The organism is Paenalcaligenes niemegkensis (assembly GCF_022230885.1).
GTDB lineage: Bacteria > Pseudomonadota > Gammaproteobacteria > Burkholderiales > Burkholderiaceae_B > Paenalcaligenes > Paenalcaligenes niemegkensis.
In genome coordinates this window covers 324,265-346,949 of record NZ_JAKGCT010000002.1, presented here as the reverse complement: position 1 = coordinate 346,949, position 22,685 = coordinate 324,265, and the positions used below count along the sequence as shown (strand labels likewise).

18 protein-coding genes and 5 pseudogenes are annotated in these 22,685 nt (G+C 51.1%); 12 read left to right on the top strand and 11 right to left on the bottom strand.

What is annotated here, in order from left to right; all coding sequences use genetic code 11:
- The first annotated feature begins 123 nt into the window (after positions 1-123).
- From glnH to glnQ, 3 genes and pseudogenes are all read left to right on the top strand, one after another.
- On the top strand, positions 124-876 hold the full coding sequence (glnH, locus tag L1889_RS03415) for a glutamine ABC transporter substrate-binding protein GlnH (protein WP_238663870.1): 753 nt from the start codon (positions 124-126) through the stop codon (positions 874-876).
- 376 nt (positions 877-1,252) lie between these two features.
- The gene (locus tag L1889_RS03410) at positions 1,253-1,840 is read left to right on the top strand and encodes an ABC transporter permease subunit (protein WP_444329657.1); all 588 of its coding nucleotides are present in this window, start codon (positions 1,253-1,255) and stop codon (positions 1,838-1,840) included.
- Positions 1,837-2,564 (top strand): annotated as a pseudogene (gene glnQ, locus L1889_RS03405) (glutamine ABC transporter ATP-binding protein GlnQ). Before L1889_RS03410 ends, glnQ begins: the two are co-directional and overlap by 4 nt.
- Positions 2,565-2,660: 96 nt before the next feature.
- Here glnQ and L1889_RS03400 read toward each other — a convergent pair.
- The 5 genes from L1889_RS03400 to L1889_RS03380 are packed head-to-tail and all read right to left on the bottom strand — an operon-like array spanning position 2,661 to position 7,305.
- Positions 2,661-3,377 (bottom strand): BMP family ABC transporter substrate-binding protein, encoded by a 717-nt coding sequence (locus tag L1889_RS03400; protein WP_238663892.1) that lies wholly within the window; start codon positions 3,375-3,377, stop codon positions 2,661-2,663.
- A gap of 41 nt (positions 3,378-3,418) precedes the next feature.
- A complete protein-coding gene (locus L1889_RS03395; protein WP_238663868.1) occupies positions 3,419-3,745 on the bottom strand; it encodes a type 1 periplasmic-binding domain-containing protein in 327 nt (108 codons plus the stop codon).
- A 50-nt stretch (positions 3,746-3,795) separates the two neighbouring features.
- Complete coding sequence (locus L1889_RS03390) at positions 3,796-4,716, bottom strand: ABC transporter permease (protein WP_238663867.1); 921 nt, start codon at positions 4,714-4,716, stop codon at positions 3,796-3,798.
- A complete protein-coding gene (locus L1889_RS03385; RefSeq protein ID WP_238663866.1) occupies positions 4,716-5,819 on the bottom strand; it encodes an ABC transporter permease in 1,104 nt (367 codons plus the stop codon). Before L1889_RS03385 ends, L1889_RS03390 begins: the two co-directional genes overlap by 1 nt.
- Positions 5,773-7,305 carry an ABC transporter ATP-binding protein gene (locus L1889_RS03380; RefSeq protein WP_238663865.1) on the bottom strand — a complete coding sequence of 511 codons (1,533 nt, stop codon included), beginning with the start codon at positions 7,303-7,305 and terminating at the stop codon, positions 5,773-5,775. The genes L1889_RS03385 and L1889_RS03380 overlap by 47 nt, the downstream gene beginning before the upstream one ends.
- 360 nt (positions 7,306-7,665) lie before the next feature.
- Between L1889_RS03380 and L1889_RS03375 the strand changes: the two genes are divergently transcribed.
- Genes L1889_RS03375 through L1889_RS03365 form a run of 4 tightly spaced genes read left to right on the top strand, consistent with a single transcriptional unit; the run spans position 7,666 to position 10,951 of the window.
- Positions 7,666-8,562, top strand: a complete 897-nt coding sequence (locus tag L1889_RS03375) for an aromatic ring-hydroxylating oxygenase subunit alpha (protein ID WP_238663864.1) — start codon at positions 7,666-7,668, stop codon at positions 8,560-8,562.
- Positions 8,563-8,571: 9 nt separating this feature from the next.
- A complete protein-coding gene (locus L1889_RS19055) occupies positions 8,572-8,976 on the top strand; it encodes a Rieske 2Fe-2S domain-containing protein (RefSeq protein WP_372871097.1) in 405 nt (134 codons plus the stop codon).
- Positions 8,925-10,361 (top strand): PDR/VanB family oxidoreductase, encoded by a 1,437-nt coding sequence (locus L1889_RS18690; protein ID WP_238663863.1) that lies wholly within the window; start codon positions 8,925-8,927, stop codon positions 10,359-10,361. The genes L1889_RS19055 and L1889_RS18690 overlap by 52 nt, the downstream gene beginning before the upstream one ends.
- 8 nt (positions 10,362-10,369) lie before the next feature.
- Complete coding sequence (locus tag L1889_RS03365; RefSeq protein ID WP_308217587.1) at positions 10,370-10,951, top strand: glutathione S-transferase family protein; 582 nt, start codon at positions 10,370-10,372, stop codon at positions 10,949-10,951.
- A gap of 195 nt (positions 10,952-11,146) precedes the next feature.
- Here the strand turns inward: L1889_RS03365 and L1889_RS03360 are convergent, their stop codons facing one another.
- The 4 genes and pseudogenes from L1889_RS03360 to L1889_RS03345 all read right to left on the bottom strand — a co-directional run bounded on the left by L1889_RS03360 (position 11,147) and on the right by L1889_RS03345 (position 13,678).
- Positions 11,147-11,416 carry a hypothetical protein gene (locus tag L1889_RS03360; RefSeq protein WP_238663862.1) on the bottom strand — a complete coding sequence of 90 codons (270 nt, stop codon included), beginning with the start codon at positions 11,414-11,416 and terminating at the stop codon, positions 11,147-11,149.
- Positions 11,395-11,844, bottom strand: coding sequence for a PilN family protein (locus L1889_RS03355; RefSeq protein WP_238663861.1), 450 nt, complete (start codon positions 11,842-11,844; stop codon positions 11,395-11,397). Before L1889_RS03355 ends, L1889_RS03360 begins: the two co-directional genes overlap by 22 nt.
- Before the next feature lie 86 nt (positions 11,845-11,930).
- Positions 11,931-12,631 (bottom strand): annotated as a pseudogene (murU, locus tag L1889_RS03350) (N-acetylmuramate alpha-1-phosphate uridylyltransferase MurU).
- Entirely contained in the window at positions 12,632-13,678 is a 1,047-nt protein-coding gene (locus tag L1889_RS03345) for an aminoglycoside phosphotransferase family protein (RefSeq protein ID WP_238663891.1), read from the bottom strand.
- Positions 13,679-13,789: 111 nt separating this feature from the next.
- Between L1889_RS03345 and L1889_RS18685 the strand changes: the two genes are divergently transcribed.
- From L1889_RS18685 to rsmA, 4 genes and pseudogenes are all read left to right on the top strand, one after another.
- Positions 13,790-15,148, top strand: a complete 1,359-nt coding sequence (locus tag L1889_RS18685; RefSeq protein WP_308217585.1) for an LPS-assembly protein LptD — start codon at positions 13,790-13,792, stop codon at positions 15,146-15,148.
- Positions 15,034-16,215: an LPS-assembly protein LptD gene (locus tag L1889_RS18680; protein ID WP_308217584.1), complete on the top strand. Its 1,182-nt coding sequence runs from the start codon at positions 15,034-15,036 to the stop codon at positions 16,213-16,215. The genes L1889_RS18685 and L1889_RS18680 overlap by 115 nt, the downstream gene beginning before the upstream one ends.
- A pseudogene (locus L1889_RS03335) lies at positions 16,208-17,664 on the top strand (peptidylprolyl isomerase). Before L1889_RS18680 ends, L1889_RS03335 begins: the two are co-directional and overlap by 8 nt.
- Positions 17,665-17,773: 109 nt before the next feature.
- Positions 17,774-18,568 carry a 16S rRNA (adenine(1518)-N(6)/adenine(1519)-N(6))-dimethyltransferase RsmA gene (rsmA, locus tag L1889_RS03330; protein WP_238663860.1) on the top strand — a complete coding sequence of 265 codons (795 nt, stop codon included), beginning with the start codon at positions 17,774-17,776 and terminating at the stop codon, positions 18,566-18,568.
- Positions 18,569-18,596: 28 nt separating this feature from the next.
- On the opposite strand, the pseudogene L1889_RS03325 reads toward rsmA, so the two are convergent.
- Positions 18,597-19,825, bottom strand: a pseudogene (locus L1889_RS03325) (spore maturation protein).
- A gap of 106 nt (positions 19,826-19,931) precedes the next feature.
- Between L1889_RS03325 and L1889_RS03320 the strand changes: the two are divergent.
- Positions 19,932-22,171: pseudogene (locus tag L1889_RS03320) on the top strand (acyl-CoA dehydrogenase).
- A gap of 115 nt (positions 22,172-22,286) precedes the next feature.
- Here the strand turns inward: L1889_RS03320 and gloA are convergent.
- Positions 22,287-22,682 carry a lactoylglutathione lyase gene (gene gloA / locus L1889_RS03315; protein ID WP_238663859.1) on the bottom strand — a complete coding sequence of 132 codons (396 nt, stop codon included), beginning with the start codon at positions 22,680-22,682 and terminating at the stop codon, positions 22,287-22,289.
- Positions 22,683-22,685: the final 3 nt, after the last annotated feature.

Below are 22,685 nucleotides of genomic sequence, written 5' to 3'. Positions count from 1 at the left end.
AAACGCGTCGCTTCGGTTACCATAAATAGTCGACTTACCATTTACGATCCGATGAATCGGGGTTGGGGTCTTGAGCGATTATCGTCGCGCTCAATGACGGCCACGGCCTTAAAGGAGTTCTCTATGCTGAAAAATAAAATGAAAGCAGTCATGGCTGGTTTGGCGCTGGCATTAGTGCTGCCTGCCACCAGTGTTCTGGCACAAGACAAAGAGCTGGTTGTGGCCACCGATACTGCTTTTGTTCCTTTTGAGTTTAAGCAAGATGGTAAGTACACAGGCTTCGATATCGACCTCTGGGATGCCATCGCCGAACAGGCCGGATTAACCTATCGTCTGCAGCCTATGGATTTCAACGGCATTATTCCGGGATTGCAGACGCGTAATATTGATGCTGCATTGGCTGGTATCACGATTCGCGATGATCGTAAGAAGGTTATTGATTTTTCTGACCCTTACTACGAAAGTGGTTTGGCGATTTTGGTAAATACAGAAACGGATGACATTAATACCGGTGATGATCTGGCAGGAAAGCTGGTTGCCGTAAAAATCGGAACCGCTACGGTTGATTATCTGAATCGAGACGTACCTGAAGCCAAGCTGAAGCTTTTCCCGAATATCGATAACGCTTTTCTGGAACTCGCTACCGGACGCGTTGATGCCGTAGTTCACGATACGCCTAATGTGCAATATTACGCACAGACAGGCGGAAAAGATCGTGTAAAAGTTACCGGCGCTATTAAAAGTGGGGATTTCTACGGTATAGGCTTTCCTAAAGACAGCGAGCTTGTGCCGGTGGTGAACAAAGCCTTGAAAGAGATTCAGGATAACGGCACCTACGATCAAATCTACGAAAAGTGGTTTGGTAAACGAAATTAAGAGTTGGCTGTGTAAGGGCTAAGGGCGGTCAGGCAAGTTAGGGTGCTGGCCGCTTTTTTGTTTTAGTGCTGGCTTGCCAGAGCTGATCTGGAAGTCTAGGCACGTATTCTTATTGGGCGTTGATGTGATATTTGAATGGTCTGCTATCTGGGATGCCATGCCCAGCCTTATCGAAGGCACAAAAATGACCATCTACATCACCTTTCTGGGGTTGTTAGGTGGCTCGATCATGGGTTTTTTTACCGGTGTAATAACCACATACATCCGCGTTCCCGTTACCTGGCGTACCAGCCTGATTGCCTTGGTCGTGCTCGTGCTTGTTATTGCAATCCTGCGTTGGGTGAGCTTTAGCTTTGCACTGGACGAGGCCGGTGATATCGCGTTGTGGTGGAAGCTGCTTTGTTCTGCGGTGCTGCTGGCAGCGCTCGTTTTTTTCAGACGCTACATTGGTGTCGCGCTGTCCTTTCTTGCTCAGCTTTATATTTTGCTCATACGGGGCACACCTATTGTTGTGCAGGTCATGTTTATCTATTTCGCCTTGCCTCTGCTGGTGGGCTGGCGGATTGACGGTGTGTCGGCCGCTATATTTACCTTGGTTATTAACTCTGGAGCCTATATTGCCGAGATCGTTCGCGGAGCGCTGCAGTCGGTATCCAAAGGCTTGCAAGAGGCAGGCCAGGCCATGGGGCTGCCTTTCCATAAGATTCTGATCTTTATTATTGCTCCAGTGGCTTGGCGACGCATGATTCCAGCGATGGGAAACCAATGCATCATCAGTCTTAAAGATTCGTCACTATTTATTGTTATTGGCGTGGCAGAATTAACGCGTCAAGGACAGGAAATTATCGCAAGTAACTTTAGATCCGTTGAAATATGGGCGGCGGTTGCCGTTATCTATTTAATTCTTACGGGCTTCATCGCACTTACGTTAAAGCTGATTGAACACAGGATGCGCAGCATATGAACATTGTAGAATTCAAAAACGTGGTTAAGCGTTTTGGTGACAGCGTCGTCCTGGACGATATCAGCCTCACTATCAGCAAGGGTGAAGTCGTGGTTGTGGTCGGTCCCTCTGGTTCCGGGAAATCCACTTTTTTGCGATGCATCAATGTACTGGAAACAATCCAAAGCGGTGATATTGTAGTTGGCGGCTTAAGCGTGAAGGGCACCGCCGCACAGGTACGAGAGCTTCGGCGTGAGGCCGGAATGGTGTTTCAGCAGTTCAATCTTTTTCCGCAGCTGACCGCCTTGGAAAACGTCATGTTCGGGCCTACTCACACACGTGGGGCCGGCAAAAAGAAGCCTTGGGCATCGCTCAAGACCTGCTTGCGAAAGTAGGGCTTGCAGAGCGCATGAATCATTATCCCAACGAGCTTTCAGGCGGGCAGCAACAGCGAGTGGCCATTGCACGTGCGCTGGCTATCAAGCCTAAGCTGATGTTGTTTGATGAGCCCACATCCGCTCTGGATCCCGAACTTCGGTATGAAGTGTTAAGGGTCATGCAAGATCTGGCAGACGATGGAATGACAATGGTGGTGGTCACGCACGAAATGCAGTTCGCACGTCACGTAGGAAGCCGTTTGTTATTTATTGATCAGGGAAAAATTGCGCATGACGGCGAACCGGAAATGCTAATTAGTAGTCCGCCTAGCAAACGTCTTCAAGATTTTCTTCAGCACGTAGCGTAGCCATACACGCAGATTCTACTTTTGCGAGGCTTTGCAACAGGTAATTCAGGCCGGTGCGGGGCACCCCATACCGGCCTGGTCTATACTGTGGTGGCATTAACTAAGCCGGCCGTTCATGCCTTTAACAAACCAGTTGATCTTTTTAATCTCGTCGTCGTTTAAGCGTTCATCAGCCTGGACCCTTACTTTTCCTGTCTGATCCTGCAGCTCACCATCAAATGGAGACAGCGTGCCTGAAACAATGTCTTGTTCAATCTGTTGAAGTTTTTGTACATTGTCGCTAGATAGCTCCGAATTGAAGGTGGCCATTTTGACTGTGCCTTCGCTTAACCCTTCCCAGCGCGTGGCCGATTCCCAGGTGTTGTCCAGCACATCCTGGACCGCCTGGATATATCGTTTTGACCAGTCAAGGGTATAGGCAGTTAACTGCTTGTCGCGACCGAATTGGCTCATGTCGCTGGCATAACCAACTGACCACACATCACGCTCGCCTGCGACTTGTACGGTTGTCACGGTGTCTGTCATACAGCATAGTACGTCGCAGCCTTGCGAAATCAGACTGCTGGCGGCTTCTTTTTCTTTGCTGGGGTCAAACCACGAGTTCAGGAAGATGGTGGTGCAGCTGATATCCGGATCGATGGATTGGGCACCCAGTAAGAAGCCATTGGCAGCGCTTAGGTTGTCAGGCACAGGGAAAGACGCTACAAAGCCCAGTTTTTTTGTTTTGCTGGCCATGGCGGCTGCCGCGCCTGCAACATAGGTGCCTTCGTGGTATTTTGCTTCGAAAACGCTGAGATTGTTTTGTTGAACAATGCCTGAGCAGTGCTCAAAAGCTACCTTGGGAAATGAACGGGCTACTCGCTGCAGGGGGCGCCGTGAGAAAAGCTGCTAGCAAAAATCAATTGATGCCCTGTGGCGGCAAACTCGCGGAATACGCGTTCAGCATCTTGTGGGATAAAAATGCTGTCCACCACGGATACTTGGATACGATCGCCAAATTTGGCTTTCAGAGCCTCAATGGCCAGAGTGTGTTGATGTACCCAGCCAATGTCTGTTTGTGGAGAGGGGTGTACAACCCCGATTTTTAGTTTCTCCTGCCCAATGGCTATTCTTGGTACAGCCAGGCTTAAGGCTCCGAGAGCAGTGACGCCAACAAAGTCACGGCGAGTAATGTGTTTCATATCAGCTCCGTCTTTTACGCTTTATAGAAATTAGGGCCTTCCCAAACCATTTACTGATTGGGCATATAAGGTTTAGCGAGCGATGCAGGGAAATGAGCCGCAAGCAAGGCACGGTTTCTGGAAATAATGACCAGAACCACAATAGTGGAGATATAGGGAATGGCGGACAAGAGTTCGCTGGGTACGGTCAGACCTAAGGCCTGGCCCTGAAACTGCAGGATCGTCATCCCGCCAAATAGCCACGCCCCTACTACTACCCGCATGGGGCGCCACGTGGAAAACACCACTAAAGCGACTGCGATCCACCCTTTGCCCGCCGTGATGTTCTCAATCCACACCGGGGTGTAGGCCACTGACAGATAGGCCCCGCCCAGACCCGCTAATAAGCCACCAAATAAAATGGCAAAAAATCGAATTTTAATTACTGGATAGCCTATGGCGTGTGCTGTAGCAGGGGACTCCCCGATAACCCGAAGCGTTAAGCCCCAGCGAGTACGATATAAGAACCAGGCGACTACTAGGCTAAGCGCCAAAGCAAAGTACACCAGGATGTCGAACTTAAAAAGTAAAGGGCCAACGACAGGCAGATCGGAAAGCACAGGAAAGTGTAAAGACTTGAGGGTCTCGATTGGCGAGCTGCCAAAGCCCCGCCCGATAAATGCGGAAACGCCTGCACCGAAAATGGCGAGAGCTAGTCCCACCGCATACTGGTTTGCTAAAAAGAACAGGGCGAGTACCGCAAACAGAAATGAAGAGGCGGCGCCTGCCAGTGAAGCCAGCACAATGGCCACAGGCATAGGAAGGCCAGCGTAAATACAATAGAAGGCTACCGAAGCGCCAACCAGCATCATGCCTTCAATGCCAAGATTGATGACTCCCGATTTCTCTACAATTAGCTCGCCCAACGCGGCAAATATCAAAGGGGTGGCGGCAATCAGAGTGCCAGTGAAAATAGCGATAAATAAATTCATTATGCAGCTCCCCGTACGCGCCGTATTCTATACATGGCAAAAAAGTCAGCTGCTAACAAAAAGAAAAGCAGAATACCCTGAAAGATTCGTGTGATAGACGAGGGAATACCCATACTCATCTGTATGCTTTCACCGCCTAGTAACAGCAAGGACATGAGCAAGCCGCCGAGCACGATGCCCCAGGCATTCAGGCGTCCGATAAAGGCAACAATGATGGCAGCAAAACCATAGCCTGGAGATATTTGTGGCGATAACTGACCTAATGGACCTGCGAGTTCCATCATTCCTGCCGCACCCGCTGCGGCGCCGCTAACCAATAAGCCTATCCAGATCGCCGAGGACTGTTTGAAGCCTGCGTAACGCGCTGCCAATGGTGCTGCTCCGCTGACTTTCATTTTGTAGCCCATGTGGCTTTTGTCGATGAATAACCAGGTGGCGACCACCATCAGCATCGTAATAAAGATAGAGGGGGTGAGGCGATACATCATATTGAAAGGTTCGAATAGACCCGCTTCCGGCAACATCGCTGTTTGGGGATAGTTAAAACCCATCGGGTCTCGCCAGGGGCCGTGTACCAGCCATGATAAAAACAGCGCGGCAACGTAGCTAAGCATCAGTGTTACGAGAATTTCACTGGTGTTCATGCGTGCCTTTAAAAAAGCAGCAATGGCAGCCCAGGACATTCCTGCCAGTGCGCCAGCAATCAACATCATGACAATTAGAAAGGGGCTTTCGGGGTTGGGGTAAAACAAACCTACGGCGCCTGCGGCTACAGCACCCATGACAAGCTGGCCTTCAGCGCCAATATTCCATACGTTCGCCCTGAAACCGACAGCTAAGCCACAGGCAATAAGAATTAAGGGTGACGCCTTGAGCAGCCACTCCGACAAGCCATTGATCGTGCTCAGGGGGACAATAAAATAAAGCCTCAATGCATCGATCGGATTATGGGCCAATGACGAGAAAAGCAGGACACCGACCAGTAAGGTGCAAAGAGTAGCAATAAGTGGGGCAGCCAGGCGCAGCTTAAGCGATACTTCGGGACGACGTTCAACCTTAAACAACACGCTCTGCCTCCTTGGTGGAGCTTGAATGACGGCCATTTGTCATTAATAAGCCTATTTCTTCACGGTCAGTTGATGCTTTATTGAGAGGGCCGTGAATTTTTCCCTGACTGATAACCAGCAGGCTGTCGCAGATTTCAAACAACTCATCCAGCTCTTCTGATATGACAAGAATGGCCGTACCCTGACGGCTAAGGTCTATGAGCGTTTGACGTATAAAGGTGGCGGCTCCGATATCCACCCCCCATGTGGGTTGTGCAACCAGAAAGAAAGAAGGACTCAATGCGGTTTCCCGGCCAATGATGAATTTTTGAAGATTCCCGCCGGATAAGCTTTCGGCGGTGGCTTCGGGACCCGTGGCCTTGACTTTAAATTTCGAAATAATTGAATTTGCCAATTCGAAGCTTTTGCTGCGGCTAATGAAGCCATTTTTTACTAAACCTAGTTTGCTCGCCGTTAAAATGCTGTTTTCCCATAAAGAGTGACCGGGAACAGAACCACGGGCAAGGCGTTCTTCAGGTACAAAGGCAAGGCCGTGCTCACGCCGCTCGTGTGCACGTAAATTTCCGACGGCCTTGCCATGAATTCTGATGGCATCTGGAGGGCTGCAGATCGTCTCACCGCTTAGCATGGCGATGAGTTCTGCCTGCCCGTTTCCTGACACACCGGCAATCCCCACGATTTCGCCGCCATGTACATCGAATTTGATGTTTTTCAGGTGTACGCCATGAGGGGTGGGCGAGGGGGCATTTAAATTGTTAACGCTGAAGACGGGAGCAGGGCTGCGGGATGTGGCCGGAATTTCAATTTTTGGCACTTCGGCGCCAACCATCAGTCGCGCTAGTTCTGAGGTGCTACAGGATTTAGGGTTGGCCGTACCCACGACTTTTCCTGAGCGCAGGATGGTGGCGGTATCGCATAGAGCTTGTACCTCGTCCAGTTTATGACTGATGTATAAGATGCTGCAGCCTTCTGCGGCTAATAGCTTCAGCGTTTCAAATAGACTAAGTACAGCTTGGGGTGTCAGAACTGAAGTGGGCTCATCAAGAATGAGCAGTTTGGGCTGCTGCAGTAAACACCGTACTAGTTCAACGCGTTGCCGCTCGCCGACTGACAACTCGTGCACATAGCGGTAGGGATCAATGGGCATCCCGTAACGCTGGGATAGCTCCTGGATTTTCGTGGCCAGCTCTTTGAGGTCAAAACCACGATCAGTCGATAACAAGATGTTTTCGACGACGGTGACGGACTCAAAAAGTGCGAAATGCTGGTAGACCATTTCGATGCCAATTTTTCGTGCGCCTGAAGGCGTGTGCTCGCCAATCAGCTTGCCATCACATTGAATCTGGCCGCTATCGGGACGGGCAGCCCCATAAATGATCTTCATCAAGGTGGATTTACCGGCGCCGTTCTCCCCGAGCACGGCATGAATTTCGCCGGGCATAATCGTCATCGAAACGTCATCGTTGGCGACCACCCCCGGATAACGTTTTGTTATTTGGCTTAACTGCAAACGCGGGATCATAGGACTTCCTTAGCTCGTTAGTAGCGGGTTGAAACTGGCGAGAGAGAGCGAGGAAATCTTTTATTCTGACTGTTTGTGCATACTGTTGTCTCCGAGCTTATAATTTTATTTTGTATATGCATTTTTTGTGTTTCAAGCATTCATTCATGTAATTTACGGATTAATTGGAAAATTCACATTGTACATCCGTGATAAGCGTTATCAGCAGTTTGTTATAATATGAGGTTTTTTTGTGCGCTAATGGAATTCAAACGTGCATAAATTCCCTATGATCACAAACATCTGTACTCAGCGTAAACCGCAGTGACAGCGATTAAAACACAAAGGTTTTGTGCCAATAGAACATTGGAGGATGGCAAAATGAGCCGTACAAACTGTGCAGATCCGCACATTAAAAACTTGTGGCATCCCATCGGAGCCATTGCAGAGGCGGGCAGCAATGTCGTTAAAAGCACCGTTCTTTTGGCTGAAAAACTGTCATTCAAGGTTTTCCCTGATGAGACAGTAAAAGTCTGGTATTCCGACGTATCAAAGACGGCGCCGCAAGAGGAAAGCGATCTGGTAAAGAGCCAGTGCGCTTATGGCTACATCTGGGTCTGTTTGGGAGACGATCCTATTGAGCTCTTTTTGGTCCCCGAATATCAGGAGCCTGATCGCCGTAACCTCAATGCTGCCACAATGGGTGTTCATGTATCGGCTCCGCGAGCCGTTGAGAACTTCCTCGATATGGGGCATTTTCCCTTTGTCCACACTGACATCCTGGGCGTAGAACCGCATACTGAAGTCAAAGACTACGACGTCGAGATCACTGCTGACACCGACGAGATTATCGCGACCAAATGCCGTTTTTATCAGCCCATGGCTGCAGCGACGGCAACGAGCGGAGCTGATGTCGAGTACATCTATCGCGTGCCCCACCCGTACTGTTCTGTGTTGTATAAGTCTAGCCCTGGCTACGATGACCGCCTGGACGTGATTGCGTTGTTTTTGCAGCCCGTAGACGAGGAGCGTGTCCGTGCCCATATGATGCTGAGCCTGTTGGACAATACCAATGAAGACAAGATGATTCGTCTTTTCCAGCAGACTATTTTCGGCCAGGATAAACCTATTCTTGAAAATCAGAATCCTAAGCGCTTACCGCTGGATCCTCGCGCCGAAGTACCTATTCGTGCTGACAAGACGGCAATTGCTTATCGGCGTTGGCTGCGGGAAAAAGGCATCACTTACGGTGTAATCGTCGCTGAAGAGTTAGTGTAAAGTTAAGGAATGCTGATGCAATCACAAATGATGGCGGGAGCGCAAGACTCCTGTTGGTACCCCATCGCCTCTTCTAATGACTTGCCTCTGCGCCATGTTTATCATGCGCAGTTGCTTGGTCACGAATATGCGTTGTGGCGCGCCGATGATGGGCATGTAAATCTGTGGGAAAATCGCTGTCTGCACCGAGGAGTGAGACTTAGTATTGGTATTAACGATGGCCGTGAACTTAAGTGCCAGTATCACGGCTGGCGTTATTCTAACCGCACGGGGGATGTACCTATATTCCTGCACATCCTGCCGATGCGCCCGCGCGTACCGTCAATATCAAGACTTATCATTCGATTGAACGTTATGGACTGGTGTGGGCGGCTCCTGCAGATATTCAGGATGATGTACACATCTCAGGCCTGAACGAAGGCGATTTGTTGACGCTGCGCCCCATTCCGGTCAATGCACCAGCCGATGTAGTGCTGGAGCGCCTTAAAAGCTATCGTTTTGCACCGGTTTTCGAAGCGAATGTCGCCCAGAGCGAGGTCAGACTGATAGAGGCCGACCAGCGTAGTCTGCGCTTTTTATCCAGCTATGAAAATGATAGCGCCGAAGTGCTTTTATTTGTGCAGCCAGTTTCCGAGGGGCGGTGCGTAGTGCGCGGCATTGTCAGCAGCGTCAAGTGCCAGCAAGAGCGCATGGCTATTTTGCGCCAGCATAACTGGTTGCTAAGCGAGGCAAGGAACAGTATTGAAGCTGAGCTTGGTTCGCCACTGACTCCGCCGGTAGAGGTCGCACCCAAAATAGTTCAGTTTCACGCGCGGCCTGATTCCGTTGCACGTACGGAAAGCTCGGGGGCGGTTACGGCATTGCGCGTCAGCGTCAAACGAAAATGGTCAGAATGCGACGATGTAATGGCTTTTGAGCTGGTTCCTCTGGAAGGGGCATTGCCAACAGCCCAGCCCGGCTCCCATATTGATGTGCGTCTGCCCAATGGCTTGACCCGCCAGTACTCTATTGTTAACGGACCAGGTGAAGGCAGCAGTTACCAGATTGGTGTTAAACGCGAACTGGATTCCCGTGGTGGCTCCGAATGCTTGCACGAGGTTGTACGCGAGGGTGATTTGCTGGCTATTTCTGCGCCGCGCAATAACTTTCCATTGCGCCGTGATGCGGAAAAAACAATACTGATTGCCGGAGGCATTGGTGTAACGCCGATTTGCGCTATGGCGCAGGCATTGCATCATCAGGGCTTGGCTTACGAGCTGCACCATTTTGCGCGGACAGCTAGCCACATAGCTTTTGCAAGGCGTCTGTCTCAGGCAGGCGTAAACCATAGGCAGCATCTTGGCCTTGATGCTGCGGCAACAGCAAAAATGCTGCATGACGTGCTGGCTAAGTATGAGCCCAGTCAACAGGTGTATGTATGTGGGCCGGGTCCCATGTTGACAGCGGCACGGCAGATCGCTCAGGAAAACGGATGGCCGGAGTCGGCGGTGCATTTCGAATATTTTGCCAACGATACCCTCATCGACGATAGTTCAAGCTTTGAAGTGTCTCTGGCCAGATCGAACCTTAGCTTAACAGTAGGGGCGGGCGAAACGATCCTCGAGGTGTTACGTCGAAATGGCGTGGATATGCCTTCCTCTTGTGAACAGGGAGCCTGTGGGACCTGTATGGTTTCTGTACTTGAAGGCGAGCCTTTTCATCAGGATGTGTATCTCAATAATGATGAAAAGAAACAGGGCAAAAAAATCATGACGTGTGTCTCACGTGCGCTGGGTAAACGCTTGGTACTGGATATATAGGTGGCAAAATGATTACGTTATATAACTATGAGCTATCGGGAAACTGTTACAAGATCAGATTGTTTCTGACTATGTTGAACGTTCCTTTCCATACCGCTGCAGTAGCTTTCTACCCTGAAGCTGAGCATAAACAGCCAGCATTTTTACGTATCAACCCCTTAGGTCAGTTGCCCGTCATTGAAGACGACGGCTTTTACCTTCGTGACGCTCAGGCGATTCTGGTTTACCTGGCCAGTCAGTATGATGCTAGCGGCTTATGGTATCCGCGGGATAATCCTAAACGGTTAGGTGAAATCTCCCAGTGGCTGGCTTTCGCTGATGCGATTACAGCTACGGCGTCTGCCGCTCGTTTGCATGATGGTTTGCTTTACGATCTGGATATTCAGGCAGCACGCGACGGAGCTCATCGCCTTTTCAGGGTGCTGGATGAGCACCTTTGGATGGCCGAGCAAGAGGGCAGGTCGTGGATTTGTTCTGAAGAGCATCCGACAATCGCCGATATTGCCTGTTTTCCATATATTATGCTGGCAGAAGAGGGGGCGTTTACCGGCAGGACTACCCAGCTATCCGGCGGTGGACTGATCGTGTAAAACGAATTCCTGGCTTTACGGTGATGTCGGGAATCTTCCCCGCAGGCCCTGAGGAGCCAAGCCTTGCCTGTCAAGACTCAGTTGAGGACTGTACGGCAGTGAGCTGAGTTCTGTTTAGATGATACGGGGTATTCGGCCTTTAGCAGTGGTGCCAGCAATAGGCTCACTCTCACTGCTAAAGGCTTTTTAACGAGTTTAGCGTGGCACGTTGATGATGCGCGTGGCTCGCTGCTTTTGAGTGCCGTCGTCGAAGATCTGAATGGTAACCTGACGCGGACTGAAACCGTCAGGCATAGAGGATTCTCCTGAGACGTGGTTGTAGCGTTCCAGTTCTATATCTGAAGGATCAACTTCAATGTGCCCGGTGCGGCCGTTGGTATAGCGCCCCATGACGGAAAGCTTCATCTGGCCTTTGAAGGCACTTTCGTGATCAGGGTTTTGCATCACGAGAATATTGTGATGCAACGTTCCATCCTGAAAGCTAAAGCTGGCTGCCCGTATTCCGGGGAGGTGCCACGGGGATCCGCCGGCATGGCGTCGGCAAACAGTTTGATATCACGCTCAAGTGCTGTTACCACGCTGTCGTGATTTTCAACTTTAGAACGTTGGCTTTCAAGTGCGATCTGGGTGTCGTCGAGCTCGCGGGTGACCTGTCCCAACTGTGATTGCAGACGCTGGTTTTCAGAGTTTGCGCTATTGAGATCAAAGTGCAGTTGCTCGGATTGTTCTACTGTGAGGCGGGTGGGCCCATAGCTGGTTTGGATAAACAGCAAGCCACCTACGCCGATAACGACACCAGTAAGCATAAGAACGAGCCATCGGGGTATGCGGCGCTTTCTGCGTGAGTGGCCATAAGCGGTGGGTTTAAAGGCGGGGCGTTTGGAACCAAGCATTAGACAGATTGTTCCTGTGGTTGAGGGTTAACGGCAGCCCTGCGCACAGAGGCATGCAAAAACAGTAAAGATAAATCATAACGTGGCTAGCTACTGCCGCCAAGCTGTAGCTTAAGTTGATGTAGGCGTTCAGGGGTCCCTACGTCTGTCCAGGTAGCTAACATTAATTCTGCGCTAACCAGCCCTTTGCGAATGTGCTGACGTAGCAAGGGGCCTAGGGGCACTGCTGCATTTTCTGGAACCTCATCGAAAAAACGCGGATGGTAATAGCCAATGCCACTATAGGTATAGGATGTAGAGCCTGGGTCCGGTGCGTGCTCTATGAGCTTCGCACTATGTTCATCAAGATAAAAATCACCCTTCGCATTGTGGCCGGGATTGGTTACGAGTAGCAGGTGGGCCAGCGCTGACGATGGAGAAAGTTCCTTTGTTTCCAGTGAGGGAGTGGGTGTCCAGCTGGTATGAACATCGCCATTAAGCACTAGAAAAGGTTCGGAGCCGAGCAGGGGAAGCGCTTTTTGATGCCGCCGGCTGTTTCCAGGGCTGTATGTTCGGCACTGTACTGAATCGACACGCCATAGCGAGCGCCATCGCCCAGATAGTCTTGTATTTGCTCACCAAGCCAGGCGTGGTTAATGACGACGTCAACGACGCCTGCGGCAGCCAGCTTCAACAGGTGCCATTCAATCAGTGCTTTGCCGCCAACGCGTAAAAGTGGTTTGGGCGTATGGTCGGTAAGTGGCCGCATGCGCTCGCCGCGGCCTGCAGCTAGGATAATGGCTTTCATTTATAGGGTGACGCCAAGAACGGTCTGCCGACCTTCAAGACGGTCCAAAAGCTTACGGATAGGACTGAGCTCTTCGTAGCGGCTGACGATAAGGCGAAGGTAGGCGCAAACCCGAGGGATATGTGCAAGATACTGGTCTTTGTTGTCGCGGATGGAAAGTCGGGAAAACACACCTAGTATGCGCAGGTTGCGCTGCACGCTCATCCATTCATAGGCTCGATGGAACTCGGCAAAGTCGGTGCTGACGGGTAACTTCGCATGAATCGCAGCCTGCCAGTAACGAATGGCCCAGTCCAGCTGCTGTTCTTCTGACCACGTGTGGCGGGCGTCCATGACCATTGAGGCAAGGTCATAGGTGATAGGGCCAGCAACGGCGTCTTGGTAATCAATGATGCCGGGTTTCAAGCTGCTATCGATAGGCATCATCAAGTTAGGCGAGTGGAAGTCGCGGTGTACCAATACTTGGGCCACGCTTACGTTGTCGGCAACAAGGACTGCGAAGCATTGTGCAAGCGAGCTGCGTTCTTGTTCGCTGAGCGTGGTGTTGCAATGCTGATTGACATACCAAAGCTCAAATAATGATAGTTCATCTAGCATGCGTTCTGCGTCGTAGACTTCAAGGCCTTGGTGGTCGGCTCCTTGCAGCGTGACCAGGCTATCGATGGCATTTCTATATAATGCCTGCAGTTCGGCATCTTCCAGGCCGGCCTGGATGGCGTTGTAGTAGTTGGTTTTGCCTAAATCGCTTAGCAGCATGAATCCAAGTTCAAGGTTCGACGCTACAATAACAGGCACATTAAGCTTTACTGCGGCCAAGCGTGCGGTAATATCTGCAAAAGCTGCATTGTTTTCTTTGCTTGGCGGTGCATCCATTACGATAAGCGTGTCATCCCCTTTTCTAAGACGGTAATAGTGCCTGAAACTGGCGTCACTTGATGCCGGTGTAATGGTACTAAACTGAAGATCGTCAGCTATAGCTAGGCTTTTCAACCATTCGAGCATTAATGTGTAGCGGCTATTCTCAGCCGTAGTAGGGGTGGCATCCATGGGTAAAAACTGTGTCCGTAAGAAAATGAAGCGATTACGCTGCCGCATTAGTGCTAGCTTCTCTATAATAACGGCTCGCGGCCACAATCGTTGGCCAGGCGTGTAAATTTAATGCGTATTTTTCCAGAGGGCGCAAATCCGGTGCGAGCTGTTTGGTGTTCATATTTTTTACTAGTCGCTTGTGTACCAGTGGCGGTCTTGCCGACTCGTGCTGTTGCTAACGAGGTGGCTACACCCTCTTTGCAAACGGCGCCTCATTTACGTCTGCACCAAGTCAATGAAGACGATATGGCAGTGTACTTGGCCGGTGACAAAATGGAAGTCAACGACGAAGGCGAGCTAGTAATCACGGGCGATGCCCAGGTTCGGCGCATCGACTCGGTAAGCAAGGGCGATCAAATCCGCTATAGAAAAGAAACCGGTGATGTTAAGGTGCGCGGAAACGGCATGTTGATGCGTGACGGCAGTATCGTACGTAGCCCCGTCATTGATTACAATCTCGACTCGGAAACGGGCGAGATGTCGGAGCCCCAGTTCTGGATGAACTCGGGAGGCTCAGGAACAGCGGAGCATGGTACGGCGCTTAGCCGCCAGCATCTGCGCTTGAAAACGGTCAATTACAGCGCGTGTCCTTGTCCCGCACCGTCGTGGTTCATCAAGGCGCCTACTGTTGATCTGCATTTCGATGACAACGAAGGTATTGCCAGGCACGGTGTGCTGTATTTCAAAGACGTGCCTATTCTGTATTCGCCCTACTTTAGCTTTCCTTTACGCGAAGAGCGCAAGTCGGGTTTCCTGACACCTACCTATGGTTACTCTAGTAATAGCGGCTTCGAGTTCGGCTTGCCCTATTATTTTAATTTGGCACCCAATTACGATGCGACGCTTACCCCTCGTTATTATTCCAAGCGGGGCACGCAGCTAGAGGGCGAGTTCCGGTATTTGGGGCGTAGCTACGAGGGCCAGTTGGCCGGTACCTATCTAGGCAACGACAAGCAGGTTGACGATAAGCGCTGGCTGTTCGCCGCCGAGCACCGCGAGTCGCTGGGTAATGGTTTTGGCGCTTCGTATCGCTATAACCGCGTCTCTGATGATAATTACTTTCGTGACTTCTCTACTTTCGATATCAACAATTCTACTGTTACCGAACTGGCCAGTACGGGTGCCTTGACCTGGTCAGGCGCAAAATACTTTAATAGTGCATTGTCGGTTACGCGTTATCAGACCTTGCAGGACGAAACCACCGGATATAGACGCCCGGAATACAACCGTATGCCGGAGCTCAGTGTGCGGGGGCGCGATACAACTGGAATGGTTTTGATCTGGTGTCAGAAAACTCGGCTACGCGTTTCGAAATGCCGTTTTATTCGGGTTCTATTTCTAAGTTTTATGGCGGCGGTGGCTTACCAGACTATAGAAGAACGCGGCTGGCTCCGGATGGCGCCCGTTATTCATCCTACACCACGTTAAGCTATCCTATGGTCAAGGCCGCAGGATACGTGACTCCCCAGGTGGGTTTGCATCTGAGCCAATATAATACCGAGTGGGATCGCATGCCCAATGACACTCGTAACCGGCCCAGAAGTGAAAGCCGGGTAGTGCCAATATACTCCATTGACTCGGGCTTAACTTTCGAGCGCGACGCTACGCTGTTTGGAAACGCGGCGCTGCAGACACTTGAGCCGCGTTTGTATTATTTATATGTGCCATATCGTGATCAAAGCACGTTGCCGATCTTCGATACGTCGATCACCAGCTTTAATTTTGCCCAGGCATTTAGTGAAAACATCTACAGTGGCGGATGGGACCGCATCGCCAATGCCAACCAATTAACCTTCGGTCTGACATCCCGCTGGCTGGACGCTGATACAGGCTTCGAGCGCCTTATGCTGCAAGCAGCACAGCGCCTCTACTTTGATGATCAAAAGGTGTTTCTGGGAAATAACCCCAGTAACGAGTATCCTGAAAGCCGCCGTCGCTCTGATTATCTGGTTGGGGCCTACGCTGCGCTGACCAATACGCTGGGCGTGCGTTTTGATGCACAACTCAATCCCGATACCCGTGATCGTAATCGTATGAGCGCAGGTTTCAGGTGGCAGCCTAAACGGCTGGCAACGCTTTCAGCATCGTATCGTTACGAACGAGACCCCAGAGCTTTCGATAATCCAGGTTTATTCCGTGATAATAGAGAGGCAGACAATTCTAAAGAGCGTGTCTCTGTGACTACGCAGTGGCCACTTAGCAATCGGTTTTATGCCTTGGGCCGCGTTGATTACTCTTTACAAGAGAAGCGTAGTACACAGACAATACTCGGTCTGGAGTACAAAGGTGATTGTTGCTGGACCGGGCGCTTTGTGATGCAACGTTATGCAGTATCTGCCAGAGAAAGTAACTCGGCAGTGTTTTTCCAGCTTGAACTCTCGGGATTAGGCTCATTAGGTACTGACCCCATGAACCTGCTTCGAGAACGTATTGTCGGCTACGAGTCAGTTACCCCGCCAATACCAGAGACCACCACCTTCGAGAGGTATGAATAACATGCAGGTACGTCGTTCGAAACAAGCGGTAGCGAGTGGTATCGTCGCCGTCTCAGCCTTATTTTCGTCAGGGCTGGCTTGGGCACAAACACAAGAGGCCCCGGCGGAGCAAGCATCTGAGCGATCAGGGCAGTTTGTTGACGGTATTGCTGCTGTGGTGGAAACCCAGGTTATCACCCTCAGGCAGGTAGATGTAGAAGCCCAGCGCGTGGGCAAGCAATTAAAAGCGCAGAATATTCCTGCTCCGGATCAGCAAGTATTGCGCCTGCAGGTATTGCAGCGCTTAATTGATGAAACCTTACAAGAGCAGGAGGGCGATCGGCTCGGAATCACGATCAGTGATGCTGAAATCAGCGATGCGGTTGAGCTTATTGCCGGGCGGAATCAGTTGACGTCTGAACAGCTGCAACTCGAGATACAGAAAACGGGTATCGAGTGGAGCGATTACCTGAAAAGCCTACGGCACGATTTACTGCTGGATCAGCTACGTCAGCGTATGGTTGATGGACGCATCAATATCAGTGATTCGGAAATCGACTCCTTCTTGAGAAGCCAGGGTATAGATCCTGATCAGCCGGAGTCTGTTAGCCCCGTGACGGATGGCCCGGTATATTTTGAGCTTGCCCAAATCTTGGTGCGCGTGCCTGAAAATGCCGATACAGCTACTGAAGCCGGCTTACGTACCAAGGCTGAAGGTCTATTGGCTCAAGTGCGCAGCGGAGCCGATTTCGCTGGCATAGCGGCAGCCTCTTCCGATGGCTCCGAAGCACTAGAGGGCGGGGCACTGGGTACTCGGCCTGCCGAAGGGTGGCCTGACTTGTTTTTACAAGCAATACAAAGTTTGCAAGCAGGCCAGGTTACTGACCTCGTGCGCAGCGGTGTGGGTTATCACATCTTGAAAGTGGTAAATCGCGGTACGCCCGACGAGGCTCAAGACTTGTCACCCCGGGCAGGCGGGGCAGCCGCTGCTCTTGATAGTGGTGAGATGCTCGTGACCCAAACGCATGCGCGCCATATACTGGTCAAGCTTTCTCAAATTCGTAGTGATGAGCAGGCACTGGAACGAATCACCCAGCTGCAGGGCCGCCTCAGCCACGGTGAGTCTTTTGAAGAAATCGCTCGCAACTATTCCGAAGACTCTTCCGCTCCGCAAGGGGAGATCTGGGCTGGTTAACACCAGGCGAGACCGTCCCTGCGTTCGAGCAGGCAATGGATGCATTAACAGTAGGACAAGTCAGTGCCCCTGTACGCTCTCAGTTTGGATGGCATTTGATTCGTGTCGAAGAGCGACGTACTAAAAATATGGAAAGCGAGTTCCGCCGCATGCAGGCCAGACAGTACTTGTTTCAGCAGCGTGTTGAGCCCGCTTTCGACGACTGGTTAAGTCAACTTCGCACGAGTGCTTATGTTGATAACCGGCTGGAAAAAGCATTGTCTGCTGAAGAGTAGGCGTTAAGAGCTGGTACGTTGTTGATGCCTTAAGGTGGTTTCATCGTCACTTTAAGGCATTGTTATTTATTGCAGTGCGCGCAGTTTTAGCGTAATTATTGAGTGAAGTATGGCGCAACATCAGGCACGTAAGCGTTTTGGACAGAACTTTTTGCATGACGAGTCGGTCATCGAGGAAATTATTCGTGGTATTGATCCACGTCCTGACGACAATCTCGTTGAAATCGGTCCGGGTCTGGCTGCCTTAACCCGCCCTCTAAGCAAATGCCTTAATCGTTTGACCGTGATCGAGCTGGATCGCGACTTGGTGACGCGGCTTCAAAACAGCTTTAGCACCAAGACGCTCAATGTGATTGAAGCCGATGCGCTGAAAGTTGATTTCTCTACGCTGGGGCCTAATTTGCGCGTCGTCGGAAATTTGCCCTACAACATTTCCAGTCCTATGCTGTTTCATTTAATGCAGTTTGCTGACGGCATTCTGGATCAGCACTTTATGCTTCAGCGCGAAGTCATTGAGCGCATGGTCGCGAAACCGGGCGATTCCGATTACAGCCGCCTATCGGTGATGCTGCAGGCGCGTTACCGAATGTTCAAGCTTTTCGATGTGGCCCCTGAGGCCTTCGATCCTGCTCCCAAGGTGGTCTCGGCCATTGTGCGGATGCGACCTCTGCCAGCTGACCGTCCACAAGCTAAAAATACGCGCGCTTTCGAAAAGGTAGTAGCTCAAGCTTTTACACAGCGTAGGAAAATGCTGCGCGGCAGCTTAAGTCAGTGGACCAAAGCACTTAACTGGGATGCACTGGCCATTGATCCCACCAGTCGCCCCGGTGATTTAAGTGTGGAGCAGTTTATTGCACTCGCCGATGCCATATATGAATCGGGTGTGATGGGCGATATAAGCTAAACAGAACCTACCAGCTGTCTATTTGCGGCTAGCCGAAAAACCAGTAGCAAATGGCGATGGCAGCGAGCACACCAGCCAGGTCCGACAATAAAGCACAACCTACAGCATGTCGGGCGCGGGTGATGCCCACCGATCCAAAATATACAGCCAATACATAAAAGGTGGTCTCGGTGCTGCCTTGTATCGTGGCCGCCAATAACGCCGGAAAGCTGTCGACGCCGTGGTGGCTCATGGTTTCAATAAGCATTGCACGAGCCGCTCCCCCGAGAAGGGTTTGACGATGGCAGTGGGTAAGGCATCGACAAAGCGAGTGTCCCATGCCATGGCTGCACTTGCCCAACGGATACCATCCAGCACGAAATCCAGAGCACCAGAGGCTCGTAACACCCCTATCGCACACAGCATGGCTACTAGATAGGGAAGCAGGTCTCGGGCTACTTCGAATCCGCCCTTGGCACCTTCAACAAAACAGTCATAGAGGGCGATTTTCTTTCGTGCGCCGACAATTAAAAAAAGCAAAATTATACCGAGCAGGCTTAAATTGCCCATTAGCGACGACACGGCATTGAGTGCGGCAGCGCTTAAGGTAGCCAGTGTTGCCATAAACAAAGCCAAGCCGCCGACCAGACCGCCCAGCCATACCAAGACAACGGGATCATGGAGCTTTAAACGCTGCATGAATGCAACGCTTAGCAAACCAAACAATGACGATACCGTGGTTGCCAGCAAAATGGGTAAAAAAATCAGAGTGGGATCTGCAGCGCCTTGTTGAGCCCTATACATGAAGATGCTCACAGGAAGTATGGTCAGCGAGGATGCATTCAATACTAAAAACAGAATCTGCGCATTAGTGGCGGTTTGCGGGTTGGGGTTAAGGGACTGCAGCTCACGCATGGCTCGCAAGCCTATAGGGGTGGCGGCGTTATCAAGTCCCAGGCCATTAGCTGCGAAGTTCAGGGTAATGAGCCCCAAAGCGGGGTGGCCGCTAGGCACTTCAGGCATCAGCCGTTTAAAGAGCGGAGCCAGGAGCCTTCCCAAACCATCTATTAACCCAGCTTTTTCGGCAATTTTCAGAAAGCCCAGCCATAGTGTCAGGGTTCCAAACAGCAGCAACATTAACTGTACCGACAGTGCGGCCATTTCGAACAGGCTTTGCACCATCCGGGCAAATACTTCTGCATCGCCTAACCACAACCACTGAAAGGCGCTGGAAACCGCAGCAACGATAAAAAAAGCGAGCCAAAGAATATTAAGCATGAAGCCAAATCAAAAAGTCTGTCGGTAGTAAGCGGTCTATTGTCGCAGACTCTGAAAATTAAGTGGATAATGAAACGGACTCTTAACATTGCTTAAGGAGAATATGATGGATTGGCTGTCCTGGCGAAGAAAATGGCTAACTGCGCCGATCTTCAATCTGGCTCGTAAAGCACTTCCTGCGATGTCTGCCACCGAACAAGAAGCGATTGATGCTGGCGATGTCTGGTGGGAGGCCGAACTGTTCTCTGGGTCTCCAGACTGGAATCAGTTGCTGGATATTCCAGCTGTTTCTTTAAGTGCTGAAGAGCAGGCATTTATAGATGGCCCTTTGCATGAGCTAAATCTCATGCTTGATGAGTGGGAGATCACGCAAGAGCGCGGAGACTTATCACCAGAGGTCTGGAACCACTTAAAGCGCGAAGGCTTCTTCGGAATGATTATTCCCAAAGAATACGGAGGTTTAGGCTTTTCTGCCTATGCCCATTCGCAGGTGGTCAAATTGCTCTCATTGCGTTCAATCACGGCAGCAGTGACGGTCATGGTTCCGAACTCATTGGGGCCGGGTGAGTTATTAATGCAGTTCGGCACTCCAGAGCAGCGCCAGCACTGGCTACCACTTTTAGCCTCAGGGGCGGAAGTACCGTGTTTTGGCTTAACCAGTCCTGAAGCCGGCTCAGATGCTGCCGCCATGACTGATACGGGTATCGTGTGTACTCGTATCATTGATGGCGAAAGTGTTCTGGGTATACGTCTTAACTTTAACAAACGCTACATCACCTTAAGCCCTGTTGCTACCGTGCTGGGTCTGGCCTTTAAGCTTTACGACCCAGACCACTTGCTTGGCGATGTCAGCGAGATTGGTATCACGGTGGCTCTGGTGCCTGCAAACACCGCAGGCGTCACAACCGGAAGGCGCCACCTGCCCGCCATGCAGGTTTTCCAAAACGGGCCAATGCAAGGTGAAGACGTTTTTGTTCCCATTGATGCCATCATTGGCGGGGCCCCGATGGCAGGCCGGGGCTGGCAGATGTTAATGAGTGCATTGTCGGCTGGACGCGGTATTTCTTTGCCTTCCTTGTCTGCGGCTGCTTGTGCATTTTCGGCTCACACAGCTGGGGCTTATGCACGGGTGCGAACTCAGTTCGGCATTCCAGTGGGCAATTTTGAGGGGGTGCAAGAGAAGCTCGCGCACCTCGCCTCTAATGCTTATGTGGTAGAGGCGGCCCGACGTTTCACATGCGACGGCCTGGCACTGGGCATTAAGCCTTCTGTTGTGTCAGCCATCATGAAATTGCATGCTACTGAAAAAATGCGTGAATCGGTTAACGACGCGATGGATATCCATGCAGGCAAAGGCGTCATTGATGGCCCCAATAATTATCTTAGTAATTTGTACCGGGCGGTGCCCGTCGCGATTACCGTAGAAGGGGCCAACATCCTCACCCGAAGTTTAATTGTTTTTGGCCAGGGGGCTATTCGCTCTCATCCCTGGCTAATGGATGAAATGGCCGCTCTGAGTAATACGGACCCTAAGGCAGGGAGGGATGAGTTCGATGCGGTGGTGTGGCGGCATGCGGGCCAAAGCATAGGAAATCTCTTTCGTGCTGCCGTTTTTTCCTGGACAAACGCGGCTTTTGTATCTGCCCCCGCCGTGCCGGAGCCAGCGCAACCTATTTTAAGCGTTTAACCCGGTGCTCTGCTGTGTTTGCTGTTGTCGCCGAGGCGTGCCTGTTCAGTATGGGCGGCCAGCTTAAACGCAAAGAAATGCTCTCGGCACGGCTGGGCGATATGCTGTCTGAGTTGTTTTTAATGTCTGCAGTGTTAAAGCGCTGGCATGATGAAGACAAGCAGCCATCTGATTTGCCTGTAGTGCATGTGGCAATGCAGCTGGGTTTTTATCGATTTGATGAACGCCTGAAAGAAGTGCTGGATAACATGCCCTCTCGCCCATTAGCGTGGTTGCTAAGGCCGCTGCTGCGTCCTTTAGGTATGTCGGCGCGCAAGCCTGACGACATGGCATTGGTCGAGGCCGCCGAGCTGCTGTTAAGCCCGTCACCTGCCCATGACAGGTTGACAGGAACGCCATGGGATACGCATGAGCACACTGGCCTGGAAGATCTGGAAAAAGCCTTCGCTCTGGTCGTTCCTGCCCAGGCGCTGTTGCATCGCCTTCGCAAAGAGGGCAATAAAGACTGGCGGGTGCTGGTCGAACAAGGTGAGCTCAGTGAAGCTGAGCAAAAGTTGCTGCATGACTATCACGCTTTAGAACAAAAGGTGATTGCTGTGGATGATTTTGCGTTTGAGGCATTTGCCAAGCGGGCAGGTCAATCAAACGTTGAGCTCTAGCGTCCAGAGCTGCAATTCACAAGTGAAAGCACCGCCATTTCAATGAAAAGTGCCGACTATACAATATAGTCGGCACTTAGCCTTCGGAAAAAGCACTGTCGCGCTTAACGCAAGGTTAGTCTTCCCGGCCTGCTTTCTGTATCAACTCAATTTTATAGCCATCAGGATCTTCAACAAAAGCGATGACTGTTGTACCGTGCATCATGGGGCCGGCCTTACGAACGACTTTCCCACCTTTTTCTTTGATGCTGGCACAGGTGGCGTAGGCATCGTCGACTTCAAGTGCAATGTGACCGTAACCGTCACCCAGATCGTAGCGCTCGGTGTCCCAGTTGTGTGTCAGCTCCAATACTGCGCCTTCGCTTTCATCGTGGTAGCCCACAAAAGCCAAGGTGAACTTGCCGTCCGGATAGTCTTTTTGACGCAAGAGTTTCATGCCTAATACCTGAGTGTAGAAATCGAGTGACTGTTTAAGATTTCCGACACGTAGCATAGTGTGCAAAATTCGCATTGT

What these genes read in the sequence shown, in the direction of transcription:
- L1889_RS03390 (WP_238663867.1), bottom strand. Translation starts at nt 4,716, where the DNA reads ATGAATTTATTTATCGCTATTTTCACTGGCACTCTGATTGCCGCCACC.
- L1889_RS03345 (WP_238663891.1), bottom strand. Translation starts at nt 13,678, where the DNA reads ATGGATGCCACCCCTACTACGGCTGAGAATAGCCGCTACACATTAATG.
- L1889_RS18685 (WP_308217585.1), top strand. Translation starts at nt 13,790, where the DNA reads ATGCGTATTTTTCCAGAGGGCGCAAATCCGGTGCGAGCTGTTTGGTGT.
- gloA (WP_238663859.1), bottom strand. Translation starts at nt 22,682, where the DNA reads ATGCGAATTTTGCACACTATGCTACGTGTCGGAAATCTTAAACAGTCA.
- rsmA (WP_238663860.1), top strand. Translation starts at nt 17,774, where the DNA reads ATGGCGCAACATCAGGCACGTAAGCGTTTTGGACAGAACTTTTTGCAT.
- L1889_RS03355 (WP_238663861.1), bottom strand. Translation starts at nt 11,844, where the DNA reads ATGCTTGGTTCCAAACGCCCCGCCTTTAAACCCACCGCTTATGGCCAC.
- L1889_RS03395 (WP_238663868.1), bottom strand. Translation starts at nt 3,745, where the DNA reads ATGAAACACATTACTCGCCGTGACTTTGTTGGCGTCACTGCTCTCGGA.
- L1889_RS03385 (WP_238663866.1), bottom strand. Translation starts at nt 5,819, where the DNA reads ATGGCCGTCATTCAAGCTCCACCAAGGAGGCAGAGCGTGTTGTTTAAG.
- L1889_RS03365 (WP_308217587.1), top strand. Translation starts at nt 10,370, where the DNA reads ATGATTACGTTATATAACTATGAGCTATCGGGAAACTGTTACAAGATC.
- L1889_RS18680 (WP_308217584.1), top strand. Translation starts at nt 15,034, where the DNA reads ATGCCGTTTTATTCGGGTTCTATTTCTAAGTTTTATGGCGGCGGTGGC.
- L1889_RS03375 (WP_238663864.1), top strand. Translation starts at nt 7,666, where the DNA reads ATGAGCCGTACAAACTGTGCAGATCCGCACATTAAAAACTTGTGGCAT.
- L1889_RS19055 (WP_372871097.1), top strand. Translation starts at nt 8,572, where the DNA reads ATGCTGATGCAATCACAAATGATGGCGGGAGCGCAAGACTCCTGTTGG.
- L1889_RS03380 (WP_238663865.1), bottom strand. Translation starts at nt 7,305, where the DNA reads ATGATCCCGCGTTTGCAGTTAAGCCAAATAACAAAACGTTATCCGGGG.
- glnH (WP_238663870.1), top strand. Translation starts at nt 124, where the DNA reads ATGCTGAAAAATAAAATGAAAGCAGTCATGGCTGGTTTGGCGCTGGCA.